16 protein-coding genes are annotated in these 16,276 nt (G+C 66.7%); 12 read left to right on the top strand and 4 right to left on the bottom strand.

Annotation, left to right across the window (positions count from 1 at the left end; all coding sequences use genetic code 11):
* Window positions 1–40: 40 nt before the first annotated feature.
* From HZF05_RS11875 to HZF05_RS11850, 6 genes are all read left to right on the top strand, one after another.
* On the top strand, window positions 41–1,306 hold the full coding sequence (locus HZF05_RS11875; protein ID WP_160366574.1) for an MFS transporter: 1,266 nt from the start codon (window positions 41–43) through the stop codon (window positions 1,304–1,306).
* Complete coding sequence (locus HZF05_RS11870) at window positions 1,303–1,818, top strand: NAD(P)H-dependent oxidoreductase (RefSeq protein ID WP_160366573.1); 516 nt, start codon at window positions 1,303–1,305, stop codon at window positions 1,816–1,818. Before HZF05_RS11875 ends, HZF05_RS11870 begins: the two co-directional genes overlap by 4 nt.
* Before the next feature lie 8 nt (window positions 1,819–1,826).
* The gene (locus HZF05_RS11865) at window positions 1,827–2,327 is read left to right on the top strand and encodes a flavin reductase family protein (RefSeq protein WP_160366572.1); all 501 of its coding nucleotides are present in this window, start codon (window positions 1,827–1,829) and stop codon (window positions 2,325–2,327) included.
* A 30-nt stretch (window positions 2,328–2,357) separates the two neighbouring features.
* Window positions 2,358–3,659, top strand: a complete 1,302-nt coding sequence (locus HZF05_RS11860; protein WP_160366571.1) for an NtaA/DmoA family FMN-dependent monooxygenase — start codon at window positions 2,358–2,360, stop codon at window positions 3,657–3,659.
* Window positions 3,660–3,662: 3 nt separating this feature from the next.
* The gene (locus HZF05_RS11855; protein WP_160366570.1) at window positions 3,663–4,505 is read left to right on the top strand and encodes an SMP-30/gluconolactonase/LRE family protein; all 843 of its coding nucleotides are present in this window, start codon (window positions 3,663–3,665) and stop codon (window positions 4,503–4,505) included.
* 117 nt (window positions 4,506–4,622) lie between these two features.
* A complete protein-coding gene (locus tag HZF05_RS11850) occupies window positions 4,623–5,849 on the top strand; it encodes an acetyl-CoA hydrolase/transferase family protein (RefSeq protein WP_160366569.1) in 1,227 nt (408 codons plus the stop codon).
* Here HZF05_RS11850 and HZF05_RS11845 read toward each other — a convergent pair.
* Entirely contained in the window at window positions 5,846–7,030 is a 1,185-nt protein-coding gene (locus tag HZF05_RS11845; protein WP_343046884.1) for an MFS transporter, read from the bottom strand. The genes HZF05_RS11850 and HZF05_RS11845 overlap by 4 nt on opposite strands.
* 176 nt (window positions 7,031–7,206) lie before the next feature.
* Between HZF05_RS11845 and HZF05_RS11840 the strand changes: the two genes are divergently transcribed.
* Window positions 7,207–7,725 (top strand): cupin domain-containing protein, encoded by a 519-nt coding sequence (locus tag HZF05_RS11840; protein ID WP_160366567.1) that lies wholly within the window; start codon window positions 7,207–7,209, stop codon window positions 7,723–7,725.
* A gap of 4 nt (window positions 7,726–7,729) precedes the next feature.
* On the opposite strand, the gene HZF05_RS11835 is transcribed toward HZF05_RS11840, so the two are convergent.
* Window positions 7,730–9,109 (bottom strand): MFS transporter, encoded by a 1,380-nt coding sequence (locus HZF05_RS11835; RefSeq protein ID WP_160366566.1) that lies wholly within the window; start codon window positions 9,107–9,109, stop codon window positions 7,730–7,732.
* A gap of 696 nt (window positions 9,110–9,805) precedes the next feature.
* On the opposite strand from HZF05_RS11835, the gene HZF05_RS11830 reads away from it, so the two are divergent.
* Window positions 9,806–11,110: a chloride channel protein gene (locus HZF05_RS11830; protein ID WP_160366565.1), complete on the top strand. Its 1,305-nt coding sequence runs from the start codon at window positions 9,806–9,808 to the stop codon at window positions 11,108–11,110.
* Window positions 11,111–11,125: 15 nt separating this feature from the next.
* On the opposite strand, the gene HZF05_RS11825 is transcribed toward HZF05_RS11830, so the two are convergent.
* A complete protein-coding gene (locus HZF05_RS11825) occupies window positions 11,126–11,611 on the bottom strand; it encodes a hypothetical protein (RefSeq protein ID WP_160366564.1) in 486 nt (161 codons plus the stop codon).
* A 59-nt stretch (window positions 11,612–11,670) separates the two neighbouring features.
* Window positions 11,671–12,879, bottom strand: coding sequence for a PQQ-dependent sugar dehydrogenase (locus tag HZF05_RS11820; RefSeq protein WP_160366563.1), 1,209 nt, complete (start codon window positions 12,877–12,879; stop codon window positions 11,671–11,673).
* Window positions 12,880–13,038: 159 nt separating this feature from the next.
* Between HZF05_RS11820 and rimP the strand changes: the two genes are divergently transcribed.
* The 4 genes from rimP to HZF05_RS11800 all read left to right on the top strand — a co-directional run bounded on the left by rimP (window position 13,039) and on the right by HZF05_RS11800 (window position 16,265).
* Entirely contained in the window at window positions 13,039–13,569 is a 531-nt protein-coding gene (rimP, locus tag HZF05_RS11815; protein ID WP_160366562.1) for a ribosome maturation protein RimP, read from the top strand.
* Window positions 13,570–13,572: 3 nt separating this feature from the next.
* Entirely contained in the window at window positions 13,573–15,219 is a 1,647-nt protein-coding gene (nusA, locus tag HZF05_RS11810; protein ID WP_160366561.1) for a transcription termination factor NusA, read from the top strand.
* 1 nt (window position 15,220) lies between these two features.
* Window positions 15,221–15,451: a tautomerase family protein gene (locus tag HZF05_RS11805; protein ID WP_160366560.1), complete on the top strand. Its 231-nt coding sequence runs from the start codon at window positions 15,221–15,223 to the stop codon at window positions 15,449–15,451.
* 103 nt (window positions 15,452–15,554) lie between these two features.
* Window positions 15,555–16,265 (top strand): DUF448 domain-containing protein, encoded by a 711-nt coding sequence (locus HZF05_RS11800; RefSeq protein ID WP_343046883.1) that lies wholly within the window; start codon window positions 15,555–15,557, stop codon window positions 16,263–16,265.
* Window positions 16,266–16,276 lie beyond the last annotated feature (11 nt).

Raw genomic sequence — 16,276 nt, 5'->3', positions numbered from 1 at the left:
GCGGCGTGGCGAAGGTCCAGTCGCAGGATGTGAGGACGACGTGGCCATTCTAACCAAGCGCGAGGAATATGCACGGGCGTGGCCGGTGCTGATCGCATCCGCGCTGGGGGCAGGCACCGGCGTTTTCCCGCTGGTCTTTTACAGCCTCGGTGCGCTGGTCGGGCCACTCACCGAGCATTTCGGCTGGAGCCGCACCGAAGTCACCGCAGCGCCGATGTTCTTCACGGTCGCCAGCATGGTGTCGGGGGTTTTCGTTGGCGGCCTGGCAGACCGGATAGGTGCGCGTCGGGTGGTCATCGCGTCGCAGGTACTGCTGGTGATCGGGCTCGCTGGCATGGCACTGATCGGGCCGGCGATCTGGACGCTGTATGCGGGCTATTTCCTGCTCGCCATCCTGGGCGCCGGCACTTTCACGATGACCTGGGCGCGTGCCATCACCGGCTGGTTCGTCGCCGGGCGCGGGCTGGCGCTGGGCCTGTCGCTCGTCGGCACCGGCCTGATCGGCGCCGCGCTGCCGCCCTATGTCAACGCGCTCGTCCTGCGCGATGGCTGGCAGGCCGGCTATCTGGGACTCGCCGCGCTGCCGCTGATCCTCGGCCTGCCGATCACCATCCTGCTGTTCCGCGAGCCCGAGGAAGTGGCCGCGAACGCAGAGATTACGACGCCGATGGCGGTCGAAGGCGCGGATTTCGCCGATGCGATCCGCACGGGCACCTTCTGGCAGATGACGCTCGCCTTCTTCGTCGCGGCGATGGCGATCGCTGCGGTCATGGTCCACGCCATCCCGATGATGACCGATCGCGGCATCGACAAGAGCACGGCGGCCGCGATCACCAGCCTGATCGGCATCGCGGTGACGATCGGCCGCCTGTTCAGCGGCTATCTGCTCGATACGATCTCACCGCGCATCGTCGGCTTCCTGGCCTTCGTGGCGCCTGCAGCGGCCTGTGCGCTGCTTCTGCTACCGGGTAACAGCCTCATCCTGTGCGGGCTGGCGGTCGCCCTGATCGGGCTCGCCGGGGGCGCGGAGCACGACATCGCCGGATATATAACCGCGAGCGTGTTCGGCCGACGCAATTACGGCGCCATCTACGGACTGCTCTACACGATCTATTGCTTCGGCTCGGGAATCGGTCCGCTGCTGATGGGCGCGGCGGTCGATCACTTCCACAATTACCGGCTCGGTCTGATCGTCGCGCTGTGCGGCTTCCTCGTCGCGGCGCTGCTGATCGCCATGCTGCGCACGACACGGCCCGATGAGGCGCACGAGACCCCGGTATCGCTCCGCAAAGGCTATGCTCGATGAAGATCACCGTTCTGGTCGGCAACCCCGGCGCCAAATCCCGCACGCTCGCGCTGGCGCAATCGCTTGCCGAAGCCATCGTCTCGCGCCTCGGGCTCGACGATGCCGCCGTGCAGACGATCGACCTCGCCGACCACGCATCCGAGCTTTTCGACTGGGGAAGCGCCACCGTGTCGGCTTTCAACACGGCGGTCGCGGGCAGCGATCTGGTGCTGGTCGCATCCCCCACCTACAAGGCTGCCTATACCGGAATGCTCAAGGCGTTCCTCGATCGCTACGACACCAATGGGCTGGCGGGGGTGATCGCCATCCCGGTGATGACGGGTGGATCGCCCGCGCACATGCTGGCGCCCGACACCACGCTGCGCCCGCTGCTCGTCGAACTCGGCGCCAGCGTGCCGACGCGCAGCCTGTACGTGATGACGTCGCAGCTCGACGGGATGGACGCGATCTTCAGCCAGTGGCTCGACGCGAACGAGCGGGCGCTGGCCGGCGCGCTCCGCATCCCGGCATGAGCATGGCCATGGAGCATGGGCTCGCGATCGAGCCGCCCGAAGCGTTCGGGGCGGAAGATTTCCGCCGCACGCTGGGCCATTTCGCCTCGGGTGTGACGATCGTCACCGCCGCGAGCGGGGCCGAGCGCTTCGGCATGACCTGCCAGAGCTTCTTCAGTCTTTCGCTCGATCCGCCGCTGGTCGCCTTCTCGCCGGCGAAATCGTCGCGCAGCTACCCCGCGATCCGCGAGGCGGGAAGCTTCTGCATCAACGTCCTGTCGGCCGCGCAGCAAGATCTCAGCCTCGGCTTCGCCAGAAGCGGCGCCGACAAATGGGCGGATGTCGCATGGCGGCCCGGCGTCACCGGCAGCCCGATCCTGGAAGGTGTACTCGCCTGGATCGATTGCACGCTGGAGGCCGAGCATGACACCGGCGACCATTGGCTCGTCATCGGCCGGGTCCGCGCGCTCGAAGGCAGCGACCACAAGCCGCTACTTTTCTTCAAGGGCGGCTTCCAGCAGCTCGCCTGATCCCTTCCCGACCCCTCATTCGGAGCGACCATGTTTCACCTCGCCTGGTTCACCAACCCCCGCGCCCACGGCTGGACGGCCAACGGCGCCGATCGCTGGGCGGGTAACGACGTCAAGCCCGAGCGGTGGCAGACGCTCTCCTTCCTCAAGGACATGGTACGCCAGCTCGAGGCCGCATGCTTCGATTTCATCATGATCGAGGATCATGTCGTCCTCTCCAACGACAAGCAGAATCTGGAGCCGCGCGTCGATCCGATGATCGTCATGCCCGTGCTCGCGGAGGCGACCAGCAAGCTCGGCATCATCGGCACCTTCTCGTCAAGCTTCTATCCGCCCTTCCTGCTCGCGCGGCAGATCAACTCCGTAGATTTGATCTCTAACGGCCGGGCAGGCTGGAACGTCGTCACCTCGTCGGAAGACTGGGCGGCGCAGGCCTTCGGGCGCGACAAGCAGCCGCCGCACGACGAGCGCTATGCGATCGCCGACGAGATGCTCGATCTCGTCAAGCAGCTCTGGGACGCATGGGAGCCCGATGCCGTCGAGATGAGCGCCGAAAGCGGTCGCTATGTCGATCCCGGCAAGTTCCGCGAATTCAAGTTCGAGGGCAAGTATCACAAATCGATCGGGCCGCTGAACGTGATGCGGTCGCCGCAGGGGCGGCCCGCAATCTGCCAGGCCGGCTCCTCGCCCGCCGGCCGCGATTTCGCGGCCAAGCATTCGGACGTCATCCTGTGCTCCACCTTCGGGCAGAACAGCGTGCAGGCGCTCAAGGATTTTCGCGAGGATATCCGCGCCCGCGTCGTCAAGCACGGCCGCGACCCGGACGATGTGAAGGTGATGTTCCTGATCTCGCCCGTGCTCGGCGATACCGAGGAGGCCGCCCAGCGCCGCTATGACGAGATCGTGGGCATGACGCCCACCATCCTTGCCCAGCGGCTCGGCCGGCTGACGCTGCACACCGATATGGACTGGACCAAGTTCGATCTCGACGCGCCGTTCCCGGACATCGATCCCGCCCAGGTGACGCAGGGCTTCCAGGGCATGATCGCGAGCCTCAAGGCCTTCTCCAAGGGCAAGACGCTGCGCCAGACGCTGGCCGAGCAGGAGACCACCTCGCTCAAGCTGATCGGCACCCCCGAGCAGATCGCCGACCAGATGGAAGCGGCGATCGACGAGATCGGCGGCGACGGCTTCCTGATGCACGCCCGGCCGCTGACCCGGCGCTATCTCGCCGAGATCCTCGACGGGCTGGTGCCCATCCTCCAACGGCGCAGCCTGGTCCGCAGCAGCTACAGGACCGAGCATCTGCGCGCCCACCTGCGCGAGTTCTGATCCTTGGCCCTGACAGGGTGGCCCCGCACCCTGCTCGCGGGGCTGGGGCTGCCCGAGGCGCCGCGTCCGGCGGGCGGAGGTCGCTTCGTCTTTTCGGACGTATGGACCGGCGAGGTCATCGAATGCGATCCCGCCGACGGCGCATACCGGATACTGGGGAAGGTGCCCGGCCGTCCCAACGGCCTCGGATGGCTGCCGGACGGACGGTTGCTGGCCGTGTCGATGCAGGAACGGCGGCTGTTCGCGGTCGAGAGCGGGACGACCGCCGTCGCGGCCGACCTCTCGGAGATTGCAGGCGGTCTGCTGAACGAAATGGTCGTCGACCGGCACGGCCGCGCCTATGTATCGGATCATAATCTCGCCCCCGGCGACACGCCGGAGGAACGGCATCGTAACGCGCGCCCGGCGGGGATCATTCTGATCGATCCCACGGCCGGAGGAAGCGCGCGACGCATCGCCGACGGCCTGCTCGGTCCCAACGGGATGGCGATCACGCCCGACGGCGAGGCACTGATCGTCGCGGAGACCGGCGGCGAGCGCCTGACGGCCTTCGCGATCGGCCCGGATGGCGCACTTTCCCAGCGGCGAACCGTGGCGGCTTTGGGATTTGCGCCGGACGGCATTGCGCTCGACGGACGAGGACGGCTCTGGGTAGCCTCTTCCTATCCGACGGGACGTTTCGCGCGGATCGCGAACGGTTTGATCGATGCGGAGATCGGCACCGAAGGCTATGGCGGCTTCGCCTGCCTGATCGACGCCGGCCACATGCTCTTGCTCGAAGCTCCCGTTCCGACCCAGCCCGCCGATCGCCGCGGCCGGATACGCATGCTTGTCGAACCGAGCTAATAGGGACCAGCCACCCTGGGGAGCGAATGCGTGAGCGAGATCCAGCGATCCTATCTGGCGCGGCGCCAATCCGCCGAAGCGGCCGTCGCGTCGATCCCGTCTGGTTCCAGGATTGCGATGGCGCTCGGCGTCGCGCAGCCGCCGGCGCTTTTGAACGCGCTTGCGGCCCGCGCGGCATCCCGCGAGGTTTCCGGCCTCTCGCTCTATTATTTGCTTTCGACCCCCAACGCCGCCTGCGTCCTTCGGACAGATTTGCGCGATCGCATAAACCCCGTAAGCCTTTTCCACGGCGTCATCGAGCGAGCACTGGATGCCGAGGCTGAAAGACTCGGGCTGGCGCCCGTCGATTTCCTGCCAACGGCCTTCAGTCAGGCGCCCGACGTGCTGAGCCGACAAGTCGATGCGGACGTGCTGCTGACCACCGTCTCGCCGATGGACGACGAGGGGTGTTTCAGCCTCGGAACGAACACCGACTACGCACTCGCCGTGTCCAAGAGCGCCCGGCACGTCATTGTCGAGGTCAATCCTGCCATGCCTCGCGCGCATGGCGACTGCCGCATTCCGGTGGATCGCGTGACCGCCCTCGTCGAGCATGAAGCGCCGTTACTGGAGATACCGTCACCGGCTCTGCGGAACGAGGATATCGCCATAGGGAAGCTTGTCGCCGATCTGGTCGAAGACGGCGCCTGTCTGCAGATGGGCATCGGCGCATTGCCCGACGCCGTGTGCGCCGCGCTGTCGGGCAGGCGGCGGCTTGGCATCCACACCGAATTGATGACGCCCGGCCTTTCCCGGCTGATGCGACAGGGCGTCGTGGACAACAGCAGCAAGACCATCCATCCGGGCCGAACCGTCTTCACCTTCGCCATGGGTGACAAGGCGCTGTACGACTTCATCGACGATAATCCCGCGTTCGAGGCGCATCCCGTCGATTACGTGAACAGCCCGGCGGTGATCGCGGCCAACGCCCGCATGGTCTCGGTCAACGCGACACTGGAAATCGATCTGCACGGCGCTTGCAACTCGGAACAACGGATCGGCCGCCAGTATAGCGCGTCCGGAGGCCAGCTCGATTTCGTGCGGGGGGCAAGCGCATCTCAGGGAGGCAAGTCCATCATCGCCTGCCATTCCACTGCGGCGGGCGGCAAGGTCTCGCGGATCGTCCCCAGCCTTTGCGGCGCGGTGACCACTCCGCGCAACGACGTTCACTATGTCGCGACGGAATATGGCATCGTCAATCTGCGCGGATTGTCCCTGCGCGAGAGAGCCAAGGCGCTCATCGCCATCGCCCACCCGGATTTCCGAGAGGGTTTGGACCGCGCCGCTTTCACCATTCGCGACTAATTTGGCGAGGGTTTCCGCCAACCCTGCTCGTCCGACGCCGGGAACGGTCCCAGCGTCGCGACCAGCACCGCGCCAAGCGAGATGATGCAGCTTGCTGCGACCAGCATGGGCGCATAGCTTCCCGCGCGATCGAACGACCAGCCGATCAGCACCGGCCCCAGCCCCGCGCCGAGGCTGAAGATGGACAACAGCCAGCCATACACCTCGCCATAAGCGCGCAGCCCGAAATATCGGCTGACGAGATAGGCGAGCAGGTCGATCTCCGCACCCGCCGCGAGCCCCAGCAACAGGACCGCCGGGATCGCGGGCCCATGCGCCAGCAGTATCAGGCAGCTCGCGACGGGCAGCATGAGGAAGACGAAGGCCACATAAGGCGCGTGGACGCGATCGCAGAGCCATCCGACGACAAGCCGCCCAACGATCACCGCGAAGCCCATCATGGCGGCGTCGCGCGCGGCCTCGCCTGGAGCCAGCCCCCGATCCTGCAACAGCGGCACGAGATGGACGATCATCCCCGCAACGACGATGCCGATCAGGAAGAAGGCGATCCCGATCTGCGCGAAGCGACGGCTCCGCAATGCCTGGCCTACGTGTGGGCCGCGACGCCTCGCCTCGGCAACGGCTGTGGATAGAGCGCCGGTATCACGCATCAGAAACGCCACGCCGGGCAGCGCCAGGAGCCCGATGGCTGCGGCCAGCACCAGGCATCCGTTGCGCCAGCCATGGCTCGCCACCACCCCGCCGATCAACCATGGGGCCAGAAACCCGGCGACGCCGGTGCCGACCAGCGTAAGCCCCAGTGCGATCCCCCGTCCCTTGTCGAACCGCGTCGCGACACTTCGTGTCCAGGCGATCGGCGTGGTGCCGCTGCCCAGCAGGGACAGACCGAGCCATGCGCACAGGAACAGCGGGAAGGACGGCCCGAGCCGCGACAGCAGGACGAAACCCAGAGCGAGGCCCGCCAGGGACGTCAGGGCCACCCGCCGCACGCCGATCCGGTCGATCGACCGGCCGATGAACGGCGCGCTCAGCACGATCCCGAACTGCAGGCAGAGCGCCGCGCTCGACGCCGCCGCCCGTCCCCAGCCGAATTCGGCGGAGAGCGGTTTGATGAACAGGCCGAGGCTGTAGAAAGGCAGTCCCGTCACCCCTGCGCAGACGCCGATCGCGGACGCCAGCACGGTTCTGCCTCCGGCACGAAACTCTGCAATGACGTCCGTCGATCGGCTCATGCCGCGATGATAGCGCGGCCGAGGCCCGGGGCCAGCCGCGACCAACCGAAAGGCGGTGATTCCACGTAAACGAAGCCTGCGCCTCGCGACGTGAGGTTAAGCTTTTTCCTCCGCCGGAGACCGCGATGCCGCATCCGATCCTTTCCCTTTCCGACCTCGTGCCCGGCCCCCTCCCCGATCGGATCGCGCCGCCGGAAGCGATCCGGCACCTGTACGATCCGCGCGTTGCGCCGCTGGGGCCTCGGCTCGGCGCCCGGCAGCTGGGTTGCTCGCTGATCGCACTCGCGCCCGGCCGGCGCGGCTTCCCCTTCCACAGCCACCGCGCCAACGAGGAATTGTTCGTCATTCTCGACGGCAGGGGCGAGATCCGGATCGGATCGGAACGACGCGCGATCCGGGCCGGCGACCTGATCGCCTGCCCAGCCGGCGGACCGGAAACGGCGCACCAGATCATCAATACGGGAGATCGCGAGCTCTCCTATCTCGCGATCAGCACGCGCCACTCGCCGGAAATCGCGGAATATCCCGACAGCGGCGCTCTCATGGCGATCGCGGACTACGCCGTTGGAGAGGACGGTGTCGCGCAGGGAGTCCGCCATGTCTGCGGGGGGCAAGGCACGCTGGACTATTGGGACGAGGCCTGATCGCTCACGATCCATGACCGCTCAGCTCGGCGCCCGTATCGCGCTCGAGGATGCCGATCGGCCACAGCGCCGACAGGCTGACGACGGCGACGGCGACGAGGACGAAGCGGCACTCCGCCAGGCCGACGACACCCTGGATCCCCCCTCTCGCGGCCACCACGACATCCAGCAGGATGACCGCGATCGACACACCGATCGCCTGGACGAGCTGAATCGTCACCTGGCTGAGCGTGGTCGCGGCCGGCATCTCTTCCGGAGCGAATTCCGCATAGGAAAGCGTGCCCATCGCCGTCATCAGGAAGGATCGGAAGCATCCGCCGACGAACAGCAGGGCGGCGATCACCGGCATCGGCGTTCCGGCTCCGATCACCGCGCAGCCCGCCACCGAGAGGGCGAAACCCCAGATGCCCCACAGCATGACGGTACGGTAGCCGAAACGCCGGAAGACGCGGCCGGTGAGCAGCCGGGTCATGAGGTCGCCCAGGCTGTGTGCCAAAAAGAGCAGGCCACTCGCGAAGGCGGTCATGCCGAGCCCGATTTGCAACGCGATCGGAATGACGAAGGGCAACGCCGCGACCGGTAGCCGCATGAACGGCAGGCCGATCAGCGTCACCAGCCGGAACACCCGGCTGCGCGCCGGGGAAAAGGAGAGCAGCGGATGCGGCGCATTCAGCCCATGGCGAATTGCGGCCGCCGCCAGCACGCATCCCGCCAGAATCGCCACCAAGCCGGAGAACAGGCCGCCTCCGATCCCCACCGCGCCGAAACCGAAAATCAATGTCGCCAGCGCACCGCCGCTCAGGACGAAACCGCGCGTATCGAAGGGCCGGACCGTGATGGCCGACACCGGCACGAAGCGCAGCGTCAGCATCACGCAGACAATGCCGACCGGCACGTTGAGGAAGAAGATCCACGGCCAACCCAGCCAGGTCGTGATCAGGCCGCCGATCGGCGGGCCTAGCAGAGGTGCCGCCAGCATCGGCGCGCTGAAGACGTTCATCATCTGCACGAGATCGCGGCGCGGGATGATGCGCATCAGGATGATGCTGCCGGCGGGGCTCAGTACGGCGCCGCCGATGCCCTGCAACACGCGAGCGCCGACGAACTGCGGCAACGTCCGGCTGATCCCGCACAGAACGGACGCCAGCGTGAAGGCAATCGTCGCAAAGACGAACAGCCGGCGCGCGCCCAGCCGATCGGCAAGCCAGCCGCTCGACGGCAAAAGCACCGCACTGGCGACCACATAGGCCGTGACGCTCACGCCGAGATCGACCGGGCTGACACGAAAGCTGCGCGCCATCTGCGGAATGGCAACCGAGAGTACGGACGCATCCAGCATTTGCATGAATGCGGCGATCGCCACGATCAGAACGATGAGGGTCAACTGGTGGCGCGATGGACCCAGATCCCCGGCCGAAAGCGCTCTTCCGGTGGATGAAGTGCCTCGAACCACCCGCGCGGTCATATCGGAGCCGGAAGAGGAACTGCCGCATGTCATCAGCGGAATTTATGAAGGATACGGTCAGACGATCGAAAAAAAACGACGCTGGCCGCATAGCGGTTGGGAGCACTGAGATTGATAACTCGGTCAGTTGTCTAGTGCAGCGACAAACGCCCGGTGAGCCGACGAAACATTCAGACAGTTGAGGATGGCTAACTGGCTCCGAAGAGAATATCTGGAGCAAGCGCTCCTTCCATGATCGTTTCGAGACCACGAAACTCGTCGCTGCTCGGTCGGGCTCAGCCACGATAGCGTAGCGCCTCAATGACGGCCGCGAAACCAGACAGGTGCTGCCTGCGGCTCGGATAGTCCGACCTCAAACTTCGTTTTTCCAACGCGATCGATCGAAAGCGGCCACGGACAGCCCGTCGATCCGTGGTTTTCGTACCGCAAGCCTTACGCTATAGCGCGATAAACTCTCCATTCGGGTGATTACCCCGTGCTTATTTTTGACTATCGATCAACCAGATTTAGGCTTATTTCCTTCGCTTTATCAGACCTTTATCGTGATTCGAACACCGTGGTCTGGTCCATCCGCTACCGCCGCACCGAGGCCCCTGCCGACGTATCGCTCGCGGCATGAGCCGGAACCGTCAGCTTCGTCGCGCCATGGTGTTGGCCCGCCGCCACGGGCCGACTGCGCCGGTTTGGCGCAAGCGCGCCGCGATCCTGTCGGGCGCAGTGGTTCTGGGACTGGTCGCCCTGCTGTTCGCGCGCGCCGCCGACTGGGCGAGTGCGCGCTTCCTCGATCTGGCCCATCTCGCCTGGTGGGCGCCGCTGATCCTGACGCCCGCCGTCTTCGCCGGGCTTGTCTGGCTGACACGACGAACCGCGCCCGACGCGCGCGGCTCCGGCATCCCGCAGATCATGGCGGCACGCTTCGATCCCGAGGGCGCGATGCGCTCGCTCGCCTCGGCGAAGACGGCGGCGTTCAAGTTCTTCGTCACGATCGGCGCGCTGCTCGCCGGCGCCTCGGTGGGGCGTGAGGGACCGACGGTGCAGATTTCGGCGACGATCATGGCCTATGCGCACAGGCTCTTCCGCGTGCCGATCAGGGCCTCGGTGATGGTGGCGGGTGGCGCGGCCGGCGTGGCGGCGGCGTTCAACACCCCCCTGGCCGGCGTCACCTTCGCGATCGAGGAACTGGCCGCCGCCTACGAGCAGCGCATGACCTTGCTGGTCATGACCGCCGTGCTGATCTCGGGCATGGTCAGCCTCGGCCTCAACGGCGACTATGTCTATTTCGGCGCGGTCGGCGCGACCCTGCCGCTCGGCAAGGCGATCTTCGTGATTCCGGTAGCGGGCGTGGCCGGCGGGCTGACCGGCGGCCTGTTCTCGCGCGCAATGCTGGCGTTCAGCCTGTCGCAGCATCCGTGGCTGGTGGCCGTGCGCAAGCGGCCCGTGCGGACGGCGGCGGGCATGGGGCTGGTCGTCGCGGTGGTCGGCTGCGCGACGGGCCTGACCTGGGGCACAAGCTACGAGCCGGCGCGCCTGATGATCGCGGGCGCCAATGAGCCCGGCTGGTTTGGTCCCGCCAAGTTCGCGACGACGCTGGCGACCGCCGTCTCGGGACTGCCGGGAGGCATCTTCGCGCCGAGCCTCGCCACCGGCGCGGGCCTCGGCGACCTGCTGCGCTGGCTGTTCCCGGCGACCGCCGCCGGTCCGGTCGTGCTGCTCGGCATGGTCGGCTACTTCACCGGCGTCGTCCGCGCACCGCTGACGGCGGTGGTGATCCTTTCGGAGGCGACGGCCAGCCACGGCCTGCTGCTGCCCCTGCTGGCGACCGCGATCCTCGCCGACTGGGTGGCGGGGTTCGTCTGCGAGGAGCGTCTATATCACGGCCTCAGCCACGCCTTCATGGCGAAGGGGGAAGCGCATCCATGAAACAGGCCGATATCCTCAGCTGTTTTCCCGGGTGATCGCGATGAGCAAGCCGCGTTCGACGCCCTGCCGGCACGTTTGCGACGGATAATCGTCGCTGGCGTTCATGCCCCTCAGATTGATCCGGATCGCGCCGTTCCGGATGAGCACCAGATACCAGACAGGCTTCGCGCCCTGGATCGAGACCAGCGCGCAGCTCCAGAAGCCGGTCTCGAACCTGCCCGATGGAAGACGAAGAAATCCGGCCGCGAATTCGAACGGCCACTCGAAACGAACCATCGGCTTTTCCCCGTCGATCGACGGAAAGACGCTTTCGCCCATGTTGATCGCGATCTGCCGATCGGGGCGGCGGCCCCAGAAATTGGTGTCACTCTCCGGAGGCGGCACGACGATGGGCGGCGGCCTGAGAATGGCGACCGGCGGCCTCGGGGCCGGCACCTCGGCGCCCGCCCGCCATGCAAGGCATGCGGCGATCATAGCCGCGCCGCCGAAACTCCGCCCCATGCCGTCACCCCCTGCTTCGGGACAACCCAGCCAGTGCGGAGCCGATAGTCATTCCCGGATCACTTCTTCGGCGTCAGCCTGAGCAGCCGCCCCCCTTCCTCGTCCTCGATCACCCAGAGCGCGCCATCGGGGGCGACCTCCACGTCGCGGATGCGATGACCCATCTCCCAGCGCTCGGCCTCGCGCGCGCCGTTGGGGCCGTCGAAGGCGATGCGGACCAGCGCCTCGCTGGCGAGACCCCCGATGAACGCCGACCCTTTCCACTGCGGGAACAACGACTTGTAGTAGAAAGCAAGGCCAGCGGGCGCGATCACCGGTGTCCAATAGACGACCGGCTTCTCGAATTCCGGATGGGTGTCGTGCCGGGGAATCGGCTTGCCGTCATAGTTGATGCCGTTGGAGACCACCGGCCAGCCGTAATTCTTCCCCGGCTTCAGGATATTGAGCTCGTCACCGCCCTTGGGCCCCATCTCGACCTCCCACAGCGTGCCCTTGGCATCGAAGGCGAGGCCGTAGGGGTTGCGGTGGCCGGTGGTCCACGTCTCGGACGGCACCAGGTTCGGCCCAGGCAGCTTCACGGTGCGGCCCCTGGCGGTCTTTGCCGCGACCGTATCCTGTGGCGGGTCGGTAACGGTGACGGTCTGCGAGCCGAGCTTGCCCGCCATCGGGTTGCCCGGCGCCGGCTTGCCGTCGAGCGTGAGGCGCAGGATCTTGCCGGTCGCCTGGTTGGGATCCTGCGCGGGCGTGAAGCGCTGGCGTTCGCCGACCGCCAGGAAAAGATATTTCCCGCTCGGATCGAAGGTGACGATACCCCCGTCCTGCCCGCCCTTGCCGAACGGGATCTGTCGCCAGATCACCTTGAGACCGGAGAGCGCAGTGCCGCTCAGCGTCGCCCGTGCCAGCGCGAGGCCCGAACCGTCGGAGCCCGGCTCGGAGTAGGTCAGGTAGATCATGTGATCCGTCGCGAAATGCGGCGAGAGGAAGACGCCGAGCAGACCCTCCTGATCCGAATCATAGTGGACTGCCGGGACGCCCGAGACCTGCTGCTTGGTGCCGGTCTGGCTGACGAGGTAGAGCTTGCCCGGCTTCTCGGTGACCAGCATGCGCCCGTCGGGCAGGAAGGCGATCCGCCACGGATAGTCGAAGGTCGCGACTGGGGTTACGACGAAGGGCTTGGCGGGATTGGGCTTGGCGTCGCCGAAATTCTGCTCGGCGGCGACGGGCGCCGCCAAAGCGGCGGCGAGGGCGAGGAAAAAGAGGGGACGCATCGGGCTACTCCAGATCACCCCCGCGCCTCTTTCGGCCACGCTTGCCGAAAGGCGTCAACCGGATTATATGCGCGTTGCCTTCTCGACATTGGAAACTCTGCCGAGGCTGGCCCCAACCGGGGCCGGCTGCGAGGCGGCTTATGTTTTTCCTGGAGTCGTATGGCCGACATCGCTTTACTCACCCGCCTGATCGAGCCCGAAGCGAAAGCGCTCGGGCTGGACCTCGTGCGCGTGGCGATGTTCGGCGGCAGGTCCGATCCGACGCTGCAGGTGATGGCCGAGCGGCCCGACACCCGCCAGCTCGACATCTCGGATTGCGAGGCGCTCTCGCGACGCATCTCCGAGGTGCTCGACGCCGAGGACCCGATCGAAGAGGCCTATCGGCTGGAGGTCTCGTCGCCCGGCATCGACCGGCCGCTGACGCGGCTGCAGGACTTTACCGACTGGGCCGGCTTCGACGCCCGCATCCGGCTGGCCGAGGAAATCGACGGCCGCAAGCAACTCGACGGTCGCCTCAACGGGGTCGCCGACGGCACCATCGAGGTGACGCTGGCCAAGTCCGGCGAGCCGTTCGTTTTTCCCTTCACTTCACTCGCGTCCGCCAAGCTGCTCTTGACCGACGCGCTCATCAAGGCCACCGCGCCACTCTCGACAGAGGGTGCGGACCGCATCATCGAAAAGGAAGCCTGAACCGTGGCCACCGTTCTCTCCGCCAACAAGGCCGAGCTGCTCGCCATCGCCGATTCGGTGGCGAAGGAGAAGCTCATCGATCGCGAGATCGTGATCGAGGCCATGGAAGACGCCATCCAGCGCGCCGCCAAGACCCGCTACGGCGCCGAGAACGACATCCGCGCCAAGATCGACCCGAAGAGCGGCGATCTACGCCTGTGGCGCGTCGTCGAGGTGGTCGAGGCTGTCGACAATTATTTCACGCAGATCTCGCCGGCCGATGCCGACAAGCTGCAGAAGGGCGCCTCGATCGGCGACTACATCGTCGATCCGCTGCCCCCGATCGAGTTCGGCCGCATCCAGGCGCAGGCCTCCAAGCAGATCATCTTCCAGAAGGTTCGGGATGCCGAGCGCGAGCGTCAATATGGCGAGTTCAAGGATCGCGTCGGCGAGATCATCACCGGCGTGGTGAAGCGCGTCGAGTTCGGCCATGTCGTCGTCGATCTCGGCCGCGCCGAGGGCGTCATCCGCCGCGACGCGCAGATCCCTCGCGAGGTGGTCCGCGTCGGAGATCGCATCCGCTCGATCATCCTCAAGGTCGCGCGCGAGGTGCGCGGGCCGCAGATCTTCCTCTCGCGCGCGCACCCCGATTTCATGAAGAAGCTGTTCGCGCAGGAAGTGCCCGAAATCTACGACGGCGTGATCACAATCATGGCGGCCGCCCGCGATCCGGGCTCGCGCGCCAAGATCGGCGTGATCAGCCGCGATTCGTCGATCGATCCGGTCGGCGCCTGCGTCGGCATGAAGGGCAGCCGCGTGCAGGCCGTCGTGCAGGAGATGCAGGGCGAGAAGATCGACATCATCCCCTGGTCGCCCGACGTCGCCACCTTCGTGGTCAACGCGCTGCAGCCGGCCAACGTCGCCCGCGTCGTGATCGACGAGGATGACGAGCGGATCGAGGTGGTCGTCCCCGACGATCAGCTTTCGCTAGCGATCGGCCGCCGCGGCCAGAACGTCCGCCTGGCTTCGCAGCTGACCGGCAAGGCGATCGACATCCTGACCGAGGCCGATGCCTCCGAGAAGCGCCAGAAGGAGTTCGTCGAGCGCTCGAACATGTTCGAGGGCGAGCTGGACGTCGACGAGACGCTGTCTCAACTGCTCGTCGCCGAGGGCTTCGGCAGCCTCGAGGAGGTCGCCTATGTCGACGCCGCCGAGATCAGCGCGATCGAGGGCTTCGACGAGGATCTCGCCGCCGAGTTGCAGAGTCGCGCACAGGAAGCGCTAGAGCGCCGCGAGGCCGCGGCCCGCGAGGAGCGCACCAACCTCGGCGTCGAGGACGCGCTGCTGGAGCTGCCTTATCTGACCGAGGCGATGCTGGTCACGCTCGGCAAGGCGGGGATCAAGACGCTCGACGACGTGGGCGATCTCGCCACCGACGAGCTAGTCCAGAAGAAGCGCGCCGAGCCGCGCCGCCGAGCCGAAGGCGCGCCGGCCAAGCCGCAGCGCGCCGAGGACAAGGGCGGCGTGCTCGCCGCCTACGGCCTCTCGGACGATCAGGGCAACGAGATCATCATGGCCGCCCGCACCGCCGCCGGCTGGTTCGACGACGAGCCGCAGCCCGCCGCCGTGGCCGTGGAAAACGAGGCGCTGGCGCCGGAGGACGACGCGTAAGATGCCGTTCGTCTCGATCAGGATGGCGGGCTCCGCAAGCAAGGAGCAGAAAGCGGGGATCGTCGCGGACGTGACGGCCTCGCTGGTCACGCGGCTGGGCAAGAACCCGGCCGCCGTCCAGGTCGTGATCGAGGAAGTTTCACCTGAGAATTATGGCGCCGGCGGCATCCTGATCGCCGACCGGCCGCCCGTGCCTGTGCAGGAGGTCGCTCCCGCGAATGGCACACGATGAGCATCTAAGCGCCCCCACCAAAGGCGAAAAGTCGTCCCGAGCGAAGTCGAGGGACGCGGCGGGAGAACGTGTCTCGACTTCGCTCGACACGAACGGAGAAGAAGTGGCCGAGGGCCACACACCCGAGCGCAAGTGCATCCTGTCCGGCGCGCATGACGCGAAGGACAATCTGATCCGCCTCGCCATCTCGCTGGACGGCCTCGTATTGCCCGACATCCGCGCCAAGGCGCCCGGCCGGGGCGCATGGCTGGGCGTCGATCGCGAGACGCTCGATGCCGCGCAGAAGAAGGGCAAACTCAAGGGCGCGCTCGCGCGTGCCTTCAAGGGCAAGCCGCTGACGATCCCCGACGATCTCGGCCAGATGATCGAGACCGCGCTGGAGCGCGCCTTCCTCGATCGGCTCGGCCTCGAATCCCGCGCCGGCACCGTCTCCGTCGGCTCGGACCGGATCGGGGAGGCCGCGCGCAAGGGCCGCGTCCACCTGCTGCTCCACGCGAGCGACGCGGGCGAAGATGGCAACCGCAAGCTCGACCAGGCGTTGCGCGTCGGCAACGATGCCGAAGGATCGGACCTCCGGGGTCTGGTATTGCCGCTGCCCCGCAATATATTGTCGATGGCGCTGGGCCGCGAAAATGTGGTACATGTCGCGCTGACAGACCGGGCTGCCGCCCACCGCGTCAGCCAAGCTTTGTCTCGCTGGCGCGGATTTATCGGACGGAAAAGTGGGGCCGAGCCTCGCGACTCTTCGCGGGGCTTTACGGCCCCTACGGGTTTGGAAAACGCCGACGGCCCGGCCGCCGGCGACGATGTTTGAGGATTTGGGTA

The organism is Sphingomonas chungangi (assembly GCF_013778325.1).
GTDB classification, from domain to species: Bacteria; Pseudomonadota; Alphaproteobacteria; order Sphingomonadales; family Sphingomonadaceae; genus Solisphingomonas; species Solisphingomonas chungangi.
This window is presented reverse-complemented; position numbering and strand designations above follow the sequence as displayed.

Coding starts and splice junctions, on each gene's coding strand:
- HZF05_RS11860 (WP_160366571.1), top strand. CDS start 2,358: ATGTTTCACCTCGCCTGGTTCACCAACCCCCGCGCCCACGGCTGGACG.
- rimP (WP_160366562.1), top strand. CDS start 13,039: ATGGCCGACATCGCTTTACTCACCCGCCTGATCGAGCCCGAAGCGAAA.
- HZF05_RS11830 (WP_160366565.1), top strand. CDS start 9,806: ATGAGCCGGAACCGTCAGCTTCGTCGCGCCATGGTGTTGGCCCGCCGC.
- HZF05_RS11825 (WP_160366564.1), bottom strand. CDS start 11,611: ATGGGGCGGAGTTTCGGCGGCGCGGCTATGATCGCCGCATGCCTTGCA.
- HZF05_RS11840 (WP_160366567.1), top strand. CDS start 7,207: ATGCCGCATCCGATCCTTTCCCTTTCCGACCTCGTGCCCGGCCCCCTC.
- HZF05_RS11850 (WP_160366569.1), top strand. CDS start 4,623: ATGGCGCTCGGCGTCGCGCAGCCGCCGGCGCTTTTGAACGCGCTTGCG.
- HZF05_RS11820 (WP_160366563.1), bottom strand. CDS start 12,879: ATGCGTCCCCTCTTTTTCCTCGCCCTCGCCGCCGCTTTGGCGGCGCCC.
- HZF05_RS11865 (WP_160366572.1), top strand. CDS start 1,827: ATGGAGCATGGGCTCGCGATCGAGCCGCCCGAAGCGTTCGGGGCGGAA.
- HZF05_RS11805 (WP_160366560.1), top strand. CDS start 15,221: ATGCCGTTCGTCTCGATCAGGATGGCGGGCTCCGCAAGCAAGGAGCAG.
- HZF05_RS11870 (WP_160366573.1), top strand. CDS start 1,303: ATGAAGATCACCGTTCTGGTCGGCAACCCCGGCGCCAAATCCCGCACG.